This window comes from Kamptonema animale CS-326 (assembly GCF_028330895.1).
In the GTDB taxonomy this organism is placed as follows: domain Bacteria; phylum Cyanobacteriota; class Cyanobacteriia; order Cyanobacteriales; family Microcoleaceae; genus Kamptonema; species Kamptonema formosum.
In genome coordinates this window covers 42,009-53,603 of record NZ_JAQMUA010000320.1, presented here as the reverse complement: position 1 = coordinate 53,603, position 11,595 = coordinate 42,009, and the positions used below count along the sequence as shown (strand labels likewise).

Below are 11,595 nucleotides of genomic sequence, written 5' to 3'. Positions count from 1 at the left end.
TCGGTGGTGAGGTTCTGCGGTAAGGTTCAGAAATATGTCGTTAGAGCTGTTTCTGGGGCTCAGGTAATGGTGAAATCCCTGTTTTCGGGGCAATTCGTCAACACTTACGCGCACCGCTTAGAGCTTGCAGAAGAAGGGACAGGATGACACTCGCTTCACTAATTTTGACGGCGATTCTTTAGAAGAAAACTAAACTCGCTTTCGTTTTAGTGGTAAACGACAGAACCGGGGACATTAGGATATCAAAACAGTATCAAAACGGTGTCAAAAAATTGACGATGGTTGTTTTTCTACGTTTCTCCCGGCGATCTCGCCTAAAATAAGGGTTTGTACGAGGCGGTGCTGTTTGTTGTTGCCTCACTGAAGGAATTAGTCAAGGATATGGGAAGATAACGCCAACGATGCCAGCCTTCTACACCGAACTCGAAAAACGCCTTTGGGAAGCAGCAGACGAACGAGCGGGCCAACTCTAAACTTAAGCCTTCCGAATATTCCGTACCCGTCCTGGGGTTGGTCTTCCTCCTCTACGCTGATTATAAGTTTTCAGCGATCGCTTCGGATAATGTGATGCAAATTTTGAATACTTGATGAATTAGCCTATTGCTATATTATATGAAACTTCCTAATCCTGAACAAGCTATTATTGATGAGGAAAAACTATCCGGTTACTGTCTCAATCCGAGACATTCAGATGGTCAACACAAAGCGCGGGTGTTTCAATCTGCTTTAGGAATGGGGATAGAGGATGCTGATGAGTTAAGAATGGCATTGCTACAAGCTATTCAAACTACTGATGCCGTTCTCGATAAACGCAGTCCATACGGTCAGAAATATCAAGTAGATTTTTTGATGATTAGAGAGGAAAAACAGGCAACAGTTCGCAGTGTTTGGATTGTTCGGGATGATGAAGATTTCCCGCGATTGGTAACGTCTTTTGTTCTATAATAAGAGGTAAAATTATGAATTTGCTAATGAAGTTACTAGATGTGGTAGCATTACTAGAAGATTTGCCAGAGCTTGAATTATATCAGGGGCAGGTGGGAACTATTGTTGAAGTGTACGAACCGGGAGTTTTTGAAGTTGAGTTTAGCGATTTGAATGGTCGGGCTTATGCGATCGAGACTTTAAAGGCTAATCAACTGATGGTTTTACATCATTATAAGTTGACAGAAGAAATGTTAGTTAAAGTTTGCTAACTCCACCATATACTATAGAGAGATTCCACCGACACTCTCTACCAATTATCCACCTTCACTTGCATTAGAGCTATGGTTCAAACTAAACCGATTTCCAAAACCATCACCAGCTTAGACAACCTGGAAGAAAGATTTAATCTCCGTCCTACAGAAAACGCACAATTCTTTCCTGAATGGAATCAAAACTTACCTGAACTCACCGACCCAGAAACCGCCGCACTAGACCAAATCAGAAACCGATTTATTCGTCATCGCAAACGCGGTTCCTTAGCTGAAGGAACCATCAATCACTTAGTCATTTCCCCCTTATTAACCCTAGCTGGTTTATACGACGAACCCTTCTTTGTCACCACAGAACCCGAAGTTGAACTCTTCTTAGAAGACAGAGACGAAATACTCAGAGGACGCATCGACACCCTGATTATTCAACAGCAACTCTGGGTATTAGTTGTAGAATCTAAATCAACAATCGCCTTTTCTGTTGCCCTACCCCAAGCCCTCACCTACTTGATAGCCAACCCCAACCCAGAACGCCCCGTTTATGGATTAATCGCAAACGGTGATGAATTTCAATTTATTAAACTCCTAATTCAACCTCACCCGAACTACGATTTATCTAATATTTTCTCCCTGTTACTCCCCCATCGCAATCAACTTTATGACATCATGCGAATCCTCAAACAAATTAGACAAATTATGCTACAATTATCCTGAAAATCATCTAAAATAAAACTTGCAAAACGGACACACAACCATCGACTTGTCGGGTGCGTTAGACGAAATTATAAAGCAATTAATAATCTAAAACTAGGTCCCACCCGACTCAGAAGCAGCATTAGAACTATCAACCATCGCTAGGGCTAATCGGGTATTTGGGGGAAAGGTAAACGGGCTGATTGTGGACTATATTGGCGTGTTTCGCGACTTGTAGAAAGCTACTCAACCGAAGCGTATCAGCGCAAGTGTCAAGAAGTTTACCAGCACGTTTACGAATCTTATTCTGAGGCAGGGCGCAGTATTTACACCACAGCAGCTTAAACGAGAGCGATTTTTTTGTCAGCGAAAGCTAGTCTTAAAGCTACTTTGCTATTAAAGTAGCTTTAACTTCAACTGCCGCTACAGAGCTTTGAACTCCAAGAATGGCTTGTATCAAAGCTTCAGACGCAACACAAATAGAGTTCTCCATTTTAGTATCATGCTATCAAAGTAGTTTAATAGCTAGGTGTGGTAGCACCTCGATCGCCAAGGCGTTAATGTGGACTCCCGCAGCTAGCTAATAAATCCTCCCAAGCAGTGATCTCAAGACAGCCAAGACACCTCCATTGTCTAACGACCTACTGTCGTCAGCTTGAAAATGGCCTCGAAAATGGCTACTAAGGTGTGACACAAAAACAGAAAGTAATAGATGCCAGAAGCAGCCAAGCCCCCTAAAAGCATCACTATATCTTCCCGATACTTGGCTATAGCAATGAACGCGCCCAGAAAGATTAACACAACGATAGCGGTGTGAGGGTCGAACATGAGAAAAAAGGCTCCTTTATCTGAAACTATTGCAATCCAACATAGGTAATCAGCCCAGGTGTCGGATGAAATGCGATCCAGATTTGAAGTTTTGTTAAGCTTTGCGGTAAACACCGCCTGCCCCACAAGCATCAAGCAAATCCCCTTTGTGCCACGCCCAACCAGGCAAAGTGCTGCTAGCTGTCACAGCTAGACTGAGCGCTTCGTGTAGTGAGTCGTTGTAGGCGAGTAATTTCTTCCTGAGTTGCGAGTCATTTTTCGCCTCACTTTGGCACACCAACATAACCATTCCAATCCAAGAAAAACCAACTTTGTCCCAAACCAAGTTTCTTTTTAATTTCTGCTCTTCTGCATTCCTAAGTTTTGGGTAAAAGCCATCCAATTCGGATTGCTCCAAAATTTCAGTGTACTGCTTAGCGACTTGCTTCCACTTTTTCATCGGCACCTCATAGTAGGGTTCCAGGCATACAGAGAAAGAACCGTTAACATCTTCTTTTAAAGTCTCTGCAAATAAATCATAAGCTGATTGAAATGGATATTGTTTCAGGGAGATTTGGTAAAAAAACTTATACCAAGGATGGACGAATGGCTTAGGAAAATGATCCACATAACCCATCAACTTTTGAAGATCAGTGTGGAGTTTTCTGACGTATTTTTCAGCAACTTGGCAAAGCTCCCACCGCGCTTTGTATTCATTAACTTGTTGATTGATCAACTTAGCTTTTCGTTGAGAAATTTCTTTTTTTTCCAGAGCTTCCTCAATTGGATAATAGTTCTTAATGAGCCCCTTAGCCCTCCAGCACTCAGCCAGAAGAAGCTGGGTTTTTCTCGCTTTGTACCATTCCTCTATCTGAGCTGGTGTCTTAGCTTGCTGTAGGAGGTCATCGCTGGGCAAGCTGGCTATAAGTTGGGCGATTTGCTCATCTATTTCACGGGTTTTTTGGTTCATTGGGTAACTCGGTATGGAGTGGAAAAAACTCAGGACAGCCTTCGTCGTAGCTGGTCAGTACCTTCGCTACTCCCTTGTTCCCAATCTATCCGATCTCAAAGTCTTACTTAGGTGAGATGATAAATCCTGAGAACCTCTTTTCCAGAGACAGTGTGCGTGAGCTTGACTCTGTTGTTACAACTTGTTCCCTCAAGTTAGCTGAACCCATACCCCTGACTCAGCACCCGGCTGCGGTGTATTTGGCTGGACTTAGTGAGGGGTCAAGACCGACGATGCGCTGGACTCTTAACGCTATAGCCCAACTGTTGACGGATGGTGAGTGCGATGCGCTGGCGCTGGATTGGTCGAAACTGCGCTACCAGCATACGGCGGCGGTGCGGGCGGCTTTGATGGAGAGGTATGCAAGGGCGACGGCTTGTAAGATGTTGTGCGCTTTGAAGCGGGTGCTCAAGGAAGCGACGCGGTTGGGGCTGTTGGGGATTGAGGATTATCTCAGGGCGGTGGATTTACCGAGACTGGATTTGCCTCCTTCTGGGCTTCGGGGTCGGGCTTTGGCTTCTTTTGAGATTGTGGCGCTAATGGATGCGTGCCAGCCGGAACAGCCGGCTGCGATTGATATTAGAGATGCGGCTTTGATTGCGGTTTTGTGCTGCGGGTTGAGGCGCAAGGAAGTGGTGAGTTTGAAGTTGAAGGATTTTGCTCCCAACAGTGGAGCTTTGTCCATTCACAATAGCAAGAGAGGGGCGTATCGCATTGTATATTTGCCACCTGATGCTGGGGCTTTTGTGAAGGATTGGATTGAGGTTCGAGGGAGTGAGCCTGGGGCGCTGTTCTGCCCTCTTTACACTAGCGATAAGATTAAGTTGCGGCCGATGAGTGCGGATGCGGTGTTTCGGATGGTTCGCAAGCGGGGCAAGGAAGCGGGGCTTGATTTGTTTTCGCCTCACGATTTTCGGCGGACGTTTTGTTCGGATTTGTTGGACGCGGGGGTAGATATTGTGACGGTGGCGAAGTTGGCGGGGCACTCGAAAACTGAGATTACGGCTAAGTACGATCGGCGCGGGGAGGAGACGAAGCGACAAGCGATGCAAAAGTTGTCGATTCCTCGTAAGAAAAGACCAACGGAGGTGTAAATAATCTGTACCCATATTATTCAGATGTGGTCGTTACTTCAAAAACAGTTAGAGAAAGGGTGACGGCTTTTGGTCGGCACACAATACTTATCCAGACATCAGCAATGTACGGTATTTGGGACTGGCTGCAAGTTGTTATAAAATTTTGCAGTAGAAAGAGATTTATGCACGGCATCGGCTACCGTCAGGAGATGGCAGGCAACCGCGCTTAACCGGGAGGAATTCAGTTGGCTTCGTTTGACAGCTACAAGGCGAGTGCATCGAGGTGGATTACGTTCATAGATTCAGAATTCTACCCAGACTACTTAGACGAAGCAAAAGTCGTCTACGGGAGCGTTTTGGAACAGTTTGCAACGCTGGTAAGCGAAGTGCATTCCTCGGCTGACTTGCTAACAAGAATTTCGCAAGAACCGAATCCGTCAAGAACGCAACTGCTTCGCGTTTTTCGCAAGTATGTTTCGCCAGATACGTCAGTTGAGATGTTGAAGCGGAAAAACAAAATACCGGAAATTATTACCGAATTTGGTACACGCTTCCGTTCATTAGAAAAAGTTAGGCGAAATCTGCTAAGCCGCCCTGACCCTGATGAAGCAATGATGGCAGTTCTTTATGAGTATAAAAGCCGGGGGCAAAAAGGCTATGAATTAACAGAAGCATTTTTCCTTTGGTTTAACAAAACCTTTGGAGACGATTACAAAATTCAGGGGCCGCCAAGGGCTGGAAGAGATGTAATGCTCAATGAAGTCTTACCTAATTTTGAATCTAGGATTCCCGCCGATTTCCTCATATCTCGCCCTGATAAAACTCCTCTAGTTTTGGGATTTGCTCGTTATGATTCTGACCGAGGAGGCGCTCAAGAAGATGACCGCACAGGCGGCAATCGTGATAAAGTGACGGAAATTCGTAAGTATGCTTCGGAGAAAAAAGTACCCCTCAAAGTGTTTTTCTTGAATGACGGCCCCGGATTAACCCTCGGTTCAATGTGGAATGACTATGCAGCCTTAGAAACCTACGGAGAGGGAGATGTTATGGTGTGTACCCTGAAGATGCTTGACTCTCGATTAACCAGGGAATGGTTGGAGAGTTGAGCAAGCTATCCCACTTTTCTAAAAGAAGTTCGGGGATTATTTCTAAATCTATTGCTGATTCAATATAAATATCAAGTCCGCTCTTTAGCACTCGGTTTTCATCAAATAACGATATTTGTTTGGGTTGGTCATCATTGCCTTTTAAAAAATCACCCATTGGTTCTGTGCCTTTTGCTAGTCTCCACACCATTGTTTCTAGTGCAAGCCTAGCGTTATCAATCGCAATCCACTGCCGGCCTAAACTCTCTGCAACTGCTGCTGTGGTGCCGCTTCCCGCAAAAGCATCTAACACTAAGTCACCAGGGTTAGAAGAGGCAATAATCATGCGTTTTAGCAATTCAGGATTTTTTTCAGTTGGATAACCCGTAATTTTAATGTTCTGATTATGGGCATCTTTGAAGTCAAGCCAGATATCCTGTATGGGAATTCCTTTGCTGTTATCTAAGTAAACCTTTCGGCGTGGATTTCCTGTAGACGACCAGTAAATTTCGCCTCGCGCATCCATCAGATCGAGAGTTGCGGGAGTATATTGCCAATGCTTGCCTGGGGGTGGCATCATCCCTCTCCATTTTTGACCTGTGGCTCCGTTTCTAATTCCTGGTGCATGAATGGGTACTTTCTTGTAACGCCTTCCTGTTTCTTTTTCTACATATTCGTACTCTTTATTTGCCGTCACTTCCGTCCAAGATTCAAAAGGTTGATTCCAAATATATTGCTCGGTTTTACTGTAGAATAGAATATAGTCTGAAACATTACCGTATTGGCGGCGCGTGTAGTTTTTGGGGTTGCATTTTTTGCGAGTAATCCAGTTGCGGAAGTTTTTAATGCCAAAAATTTCATCCATGAGAATTTTCACAGGGAAAGCCATGTTTTCATCTAAATGCACGTAGATAGACCCATCTTCTGCCAAAAGCTCGCGCATTAAGATTAGACGGCAGCGGATATACTCTAAATATTCTGCTCCTTCTAGGAAATCATTGTAAGCATGATCCAAGTTGCGAGATGCAAAATTTGCCCCGGTTGCATAAGGGGGGTCTATATACACAAGGCTGACTTTCCCAGCAATATTGGCATCATCTAGTAGGGCGCGGAGAACTCGCAAATTATCTCCGTAGATGAGTTTATTTGTCGGCGACCCTGGCACTTTGACAGCACGCTGTAGCAAGGCTGGTTTTGTAGCTTTGATGTCTTCTATTGAAGATTTGCCTTCGTACTCTAGTCTGAATGACATTCCATTACTGCCGTTTAAAGCTTTCTTTTTTCCGCTAGTCCCTGGAATTCCTGTTGCCATTTTTTATTTGATAGTTTGCTATTAGAGAAGGCGACGGCTTTGGCTATGCACGCATATCCAGACATCAGCAATGTAAGGAATTAAGCTTACCTTTGCCAAGCGGAGTGCCAAGCTAGGCCAATCCTAAACTGATCCCATTCCCAATGAAGCCAGCCTTCTGAAAACTGCCAGTTTCAGGGTTGATGGTTAAACACTCGCCCGACAGTAATTTTATCACTAAATCGCCTTCAACCAGCGACATTCCAATCGCTGTATCAGGTAAAGACTTATTAGAGCGGATAGAGCCTCTGCGGTTGAAAAGTAAAAAGTCCTCTTCAGTAATGACAGCAGTAACTTTGTCTAAAGTTAGCATTTGCACCAAATAGGAAGTTAGCGGCAAAGTTAGCAAAATTTTACCCGTTTCCCTACAAATCGCAGCTACTTTTTGTTCAACACCCACCCAAATCGTTTGTCCGTCTGGTGAAAGTTTCACCATCGGTTTAATTAAATCGCTGTTCCAACTAATGCCGTAAACTCCCAAATTTTCGCCCAGGTCAATGATGGCAAATTGGCGTGAATACTCGGTGGCTATCAGTTGCCGAGAAGCATCAATTTGATTAAATTCAACTTCGTTAATAATCGGAATTTTCATAAACAATCCTTGGATTTGTGGGAACAGGGTCATACCTAGATGGAAATCCTCATTTATCAGTGTCACAGAGAGTGTGGGGTTGCTGACTGTAGTTTTTAGAGAATTGTTACTCCCATGAAGACTACTACAAACTTCTGCTTATTAATCCATAATCCATAAAATTTTCAATCACAAATAGCAACTCGAATCACCCAAATCCCAGCCAATTCTTTGGCGATTTCACCCGCCGTTGGTTTTAACAACTCCACTTTCTCCACTTTGAGGCTTATGCCTGCCCATTCGGAGCATTTGCAGCTTTCGGGGAGGATTTGTCCGGTCATCTTCCTTAAATCAGCGGTGGCATCAGATAAGGTGTCTGGGATTACCCAATCCCGCTTAGTTGGTATTTTGTCTAAGTCTTCTTTGCGAAGCCTAATCAGAACTAGAATGTTTTTTGGCGCGTCTTCTGATTGGCGATCTGAAAGAGTTAATGGATTGTAAAATGAGTAAACGCTTTCACTTTGTGACTGCTGGCGTTCAGTTTGCAAGCCGATGGAATCGGATATCTTGGCTGACATTTTCTCTAAGTTCTGCAACAGTTGCTTGAGGTTTTGCTGAGAAAGACTGGATGCTTTGGGTTGAGCCTCAAACTCCTTTCTTAATTCTCTCAGTTGAGCGAGCTTTTGTTCAAAGTTTTCTGAAGTTAAGGGAAGCATTTTTTATTTTTCATCGCTTGGATAAGCAGAATTCAAAGCTTCCAACCACAATTCTTTCGGCAACAGTGACACAATGTTAGTTAATCCGAAGCATTGGAGGCTCATCAGCAAAAGTTCTATTGAATCTTTCAAATCGCTTCTGCTACCGAGGAATCCGTTGTATAACTCCAGTTTTCCGGGGGTTCGCTCCACATACTCTTCAAAGGTGAGAGGATTTGGATTGATGCCAATTTTAGCCTTATTTTCAAGGCTAGCGGAATTTAAGGCTCTTTGAATGAGGGGGTTTTGGGTCATTGGGCACACCTTGGTATCAGAATTCTGTTAATTGCAGAGATATTGGCATTGACTAATTATTCTACACCTGTTCGGACTAGAAAATTCCCCAGTTCTGCACCTTGCTTTCCAGAAGTGGAATTGAGCCTTTAACTTTGGCTGTGCGATCGCCCTGACCTTCCCACTTTAGGAGCGCGTGTGCCATTTTGGTTACAAGGGATTCTCCTTTAATATTTTGATAGCTTTAGTAGCTTGATAGCAAGATAGTTTAATATGTAAATTTTTAGCTCTGCGATAACTAAAACTTGCTTCTGTAATTGAGGTTAAAAAAGATAAATCAATTGAAATCAAGATAGTTTGATAGCAAAGTAGCTTTATCAAAATCAAATGAAGGATTTAAGTTGCTACTTTGCGGCTGGTGACAGCACAGCTTCGCTGATACAGTTATTAATGAAGAGAAAGTTTTTTTTCTATGTCTATAATATTGACCGACCCCGAACAGTGGTGCGATGCTTACGATCTGGCCTCTGTCAAACAGAGATATGAAATGCTCATGGAGGTATTCAACCAACCACTATCTCCCCAGTTAATTCAGGACGTGGATTTGGGAACAATACTGGTGGAAATGCGCGATGAATTAGATAGCAACAATCTAATTGAGCTTTTCCTAGCTTTCGTTACTAAGTTTCAACAGCAGCAACCACAGTTGTATCAAGAAGAATATCCCTATTTCGACAATCTTTTAGTAGAATATTATCTGTTTCGCAACGACCTCGCTCAGGTACGCACTTCCCTAACTCGGTCTATAGCAGATTCGGTTTCGGGAATAGACTTTGTGCTCGATGTTTTAGAACAACTGAAATTTTATGGTACTACAGAAATAGCAGTAGATTTGTGCCGTGCTACCTATCATAATGTACAGAAATCGCCCCAAGTATTGGGCGGTACTGAAACAGAACTAGCCGATACTGTTTTGATGAGCTTAATTGAGCCAGCTTACCAACAACTTAAAAACGGTGTCCCATTTGATGGGGAAAATTTGCGGACTACAGCTACTGAATATTATAGTCAAAACACCAGTGAATTTGAACAGGAAATTCTGGGAAACTTGACCGCAGTCATCGAGAACAATCAAGATTTAACAATTGATTTAAAGCGTAACTTTGAAAAAGATTTACGCACTCTGTCAATGGCTTTTTCTGTCTATATGATAGAAGAAAAGCAGGTAAATTTCATCACCAGTCAAACTATCTGGACAGTAGTGTTTGATTTTCTCGAAGACCGAAATCTACCTCGAAAGAATTTAACCAATCCCGATAAATATTTTGCATTTAACCAGCAAGCTTTAGATAAATACATAGGAAAGTTATTCGGTGGATTGGTTTCGGTGCGACAAGCTGAAGCAGTAGGCATTCTCTGGGGAATTCCTTATGTTTACGATTTTTTGTTTAACCAACGGGTGATTAGAGAGAAAGTATACCAGCAAGCGGTAGCAATAACAACGGCATTAAAAGTAAGTTTAATTCAGGTGTTGGGACGAAGTTTATGGAAATACGATTTCGTGCATCGCTGGCAACCCCCCGACAGCATATCAGCCGCAGATTTTGCGGCTGAAGCCGAGATATTTGCTGCTAGTATTAACAATGTCAAACCTTTAAGTGAAGAACCTGGTGAAGGAACAATCGAGTCTTTCTACAGCCAGTTATCTTCTGAACTAGATAATACATTGCTAAAGCAACCAGCCCCCACACCTAAACAACGCAAAAATCCCTTGCAAGAAGCAGCAGAATTGTATGATCAGGAGCTTAAAAAGTTAAAGAAAAAGAATCAGAAGTAAACGATCGTCGTGAATTTCCACCCGCACGCCTGCTTGCCGTAGAGCATCCGCCACAGACCATTTACCTTCTTCGCGATCGATAAAAAAGACAGGAGTTTCTGATTTAATCACGCTGCCACTGAAAGCGCCATTTCACAGCGAATTGCTTCCTCAATCTGGAGGTGCGAACATCTATAATCAAGAGCCAGAGTGTCAATTGAATCTCCTGCCTTATATCGCTCTCCTAAGATAGCTGTAGGAATGCCAATACCTACTAAAACTGGACGACCAAACGCGATTAAAGGGTCAATTGCTAACACTTTGGGAGCCTCTACCGCATTCAAACGAGTAATCGGAAATAGGCGGGCTGCAATGCCTTGTGAGTCCCACTCAACCCGCCTTAAAAGATGTTGTAATGCTGCCCGCATCACCAATTGTCCGTCCCTAGAAACAGCGATTAGACTGCCTAGATATTCCACAAACAGATCCACGCCATCCGTTTGAAACCGAAGTTGTGCTAAGGGATGAGGCACACCAAACTCACTTGCTAGATAATCCAGGGTGAGTCGAATTTTATCCAAGCGAATTTTATGCTCTTGACGAATCACTCTCAAAACGTGCGCCTCAACTAAATTCGTAAATGAGAGTTGAGGAAATTGAGGATTTGGGCGTTCAATCAATGGCTGAAAATATCGCTTACACTCTGTGGTTGGGTAATAACGCCCATGCAACCAAGACCGCAGCGTTGGGAGTGGAATCGTTAGATAACGGGCGGCATCTGCTATTGAGTAGGCAGGTAGATTGCGAGAATCTAACCCATTTGGCACAAACACCATATCAGCCCAGGTTCACGAATGTCGGTATGGGCTTATTTTATCATGGAGTGCGAGCGTGCCTCTGGTAAGGGGAGGAGAAGGGGAAGAATTTTCTGTTCTTGAACCCTAGTCTCTAGTCCCCAGTTCCTACTCCCCTTCCGCTTTCTTTCCCCCTCTCCCTTCCTTT

General features: G+C 43.6%; 14 protein-coding genes. 7 read left to right on the top strand and 7 right to left on the bottom strand.

From position 1 onward, the window contains the following. Positions 1 to 612: 612 nt before the first annotated feature. The 3 genes from PN499_RS18555 (at position 613) to PN499_RS18545 (ending at position 1,910) form a co-directional block, all read left to right on the top strand. On the top strand, positions 613 to 945 hold the full coding sequence (locus tag PN499_RS18555) for a DUF6883 domain-containing protein (RefSeq protein WP_272033581.1): 333 nt from the start codon (positions 613 to 615) through the stop codon (positions 943 to 945). A gap of 14 nt (positions 946 to 959) precedes the next feature. Beyond that, entirely contained in the window at positions 960 to 1,196 is a 237-nt protein-coding gene (locus PN499_RS18550; RefSeq protein WP_272033580.1) for a DUF4926 domain-containing protein, read from the top strand. A gap of 72 nt (positions 1,197 to 1,268) precedes the next feature. Then, positions 1,269 to 1,910 carry a type I restriction endonuclease subunit R gene (locus PN499_RS18545; protein WP_272033579.1) on the top strand — a complete coding sequence of 214 codons (642 nt, stop codon included), beginning with the start codon at positions 1,269 to 1,271 and terminating at the stop codon, positions 1,908 to 1,910. A gap of 901 nt (positions 1,911 to 2,811) precedes the next feature. Here the strand turns inward: PN499_RS18545 and PN499_RS18540 are convergent. Continuing rightward, on the bottom strand, positions 2,812 to 3,666 hold the full coding sequence (locus PN499_RS18540) for a hypothetical protein (protein WP_272033578.1): 855 nt from the start codon (positions 3,664 to 3,666) through the stop codon (positions 2,812 to 2,814). 152 nt (positions 3,667 to 3,818) lie between these two features. Here PN499_RS18540 and PN499_RS18535 point away from each other — a divergent pair, with 152 nt between their 5' ends. From PN499_RS18535 to PN499_RS18525, 3 genes are read left to right on the top strand one after another with little or no spacing between them, the layout of a single operon-like run. Further along, complete coding sequence (locus tag PN499_RS18535) at positions 3,819 to 4,799, top strand: tyrosine-type recombinase/integrase (RefSeq protein WP_272033577.1); 981 nt, start codon at positions 3,819 to 3,821, stop codon at positions 4,797 to 4,799. Positions 4,800 to 4,825: 26 nt separating this feature from the next. Further along, positions 4,826 to 5,011, top strand: a complete 186-nt coding sequence (locus PN499_RS18530; protein WP_272033576.1) for a hypothetical protein — start codon at positions 4,826 to 4,828, stop codon at positions 5,009 to 5,011. 15 nt (positions 5,012 to 5,026) lie between these two features. Then, positions 5,027 to 5,887, top strand: coding sequence for a hypothetical protein (locus PN499_RS18525; RefSeq protein WP_272033575.1), 861 nt, complete (start codon positions 5,027 to 5,029; stop codon positions 5,885 to 5,887). On the opposite strand, the gene PN499_RS18520 is transcribed toward PN499_RS18525, so the two are convergent. From PN499_RS18520 to PN499_RS18505, 4 genes are all read right to left on the bottom strand, one after another. Then, positions 5,826 to 7,178: a site-specific DNA-methyltransferase gene (locus tag PN499_RS18520; protein WP_272033574.1), complete on the bottom strand. Its 1,353-nt coding sequence runs from the start codon at positions 7,176 to 7,178 to the stop codon at positions 5,826 to 5,828. The two genes, PN499_RS18525 and PN499_RS18520, sit on opposite strands and share 62 nt — an antisense overlap. 112 nt (positions 7,179 to 7,290) lie before the next feature. Continuing rightward, positions 7,291 to 7,875, bottom strand: a complete 585-nt coding sequence (locus tag PN499_RS18515; protein ID WP_272033573.1) for a hypothetical protein — start codon at positions 7,873 to 7,875, stop codon at positions 7,291 to 7,293. A gap of 98 nt (positions 7,876 to 7,973) precedes the next feature. Continuing rightward, a complete protein-coding gene (locus tag PN499_RS18510; RefSeq protein ID WP_272033572.1) occupies positions 7,974 to 8,504 on the bottom strand; it encodes a hypothetical protein in 531 nt (176 codons plus the stop codon). Positions 8,505 to 8,507: 3 nt separating this feature from the next. Beyond that, positions 8,508 to 8,798, bottom strand: a complete 291-nt coding sequence (locus PN499_RS18505; RefSeq protein ID WP_272033571.1) for a hypothetical protein — start codon at positions 8,796 to 8,798, stop codon at positions 8,508 to 8,510. Positions 8,799 to 9,249: 451 nt separating this feature from the next. On the opposite strand from PN499_RS18505, the gene PN499_RS18500 reads away from it, so the two are divergent. Beyond that, a complete protein-coding gene (locus PN499_RS18500; protein ID WP_272033570.1) occupies positions 9,250 to 10,614 on the top strand; it encodes a hypothetical protein in 1,365 nt (454 codons plus the stop codon). Here the strand turns inward: PN499_RS18500 and PN499_RS18495 are convergent. After that, positions 10,591 to 10,725, bottom strand: coding sequence for a hypothetical protein (locus PN499_RS18495; protein ID WP_272033569.1), 135 nt, complete (start codon positions 10,723 to 10,725; stop codon positions 10,591 to 10,593). The genes PN499_RS18500 and PN499_RS18495 overlap by 24 nt on opposite strands. Then, the gene (locus tag PN499_RS18490) at positions 10,722 to 11,429 is read right to left on the bottom strand and encodes a DUF433 domain-containing protein (RefSeq protein WP_272033568.1); all 708 of its coding nucleotides are present in this window, start codon (positions 11,427 to 11,429) and stop codon (positions 10,722 to 10,724) included. Before PN499_RS18490 ends, PN499_RS18495 begins: the two co-directional genes overlap by 4 nt. Positions 11,430 to 11,595: the final 166 nt, after the last annotated feature.

Bases quoted from the DNA above. Each gene is read 5' to 3' on its own strand.
- PN499_RS18505 (WP_272033571.1), bottom strand. From the start codon at position 8,798: ATGACCCAAAACCCCCTCATTCAAAGAGCCTTAAATTCCGCTAGCCTT.
- PN499_RS18510 (WP_272033572.1), bottom strand. From the start codon at position 8,504: ATGCTTCCCTTAACTTCAGAAAACTTTGAACAAAAGCTCGCTCAACTG.
- PN499_RS18520 (WP_272033574.1), bottom strand. From the start codon at position 7,178: ATGGCAACAGGAATTCCAGGGACTAGCGGAAAAAAGAAAGCTTTAAAC.
- PN499_RS18500 (WP_272033570.1), top strand. From the start codon at position 9,250: ATGTCTATAATATTGACCGACCCCGAACAGTGGTGCGATGCTTACGAT.
- PN499_RS18545 (WP_272033579.1), top strand. From the start codon at position 1,269: ATGGTTCAAACTAAACCGATTTCCAAAACCATCACCAGCTTAGACAAC.
- PN499_RS18540 (WP_272033578.1), bottom strand. From the start codon at position 3,666: ATGAACCAAAAAACCCGTGAAATAGATGAGCAAATCGCCCAACTTATA.
- PN499_RS18490 (WP_272033568.1), bottom strand. From the start codon at position 11,429: ATGGTGTTTGTGCCAAATGGGTTAGATTCTCGCAATCTACCTGCCTAC.
- PN499_RS18550 (WP_272033580.1), top strand. From the start codon at position 960: ATGAATTTGCTAATGAAGTTACTAGATGTGGTAGCATTACTAGAAGAT.
- PN499_RS18555 (WP_272033581.1), top strand. From the start codon at position 613: ATGAAACTTCCTAATCCTGAACAAGCTATTATTGATGAGGAAAAACTA.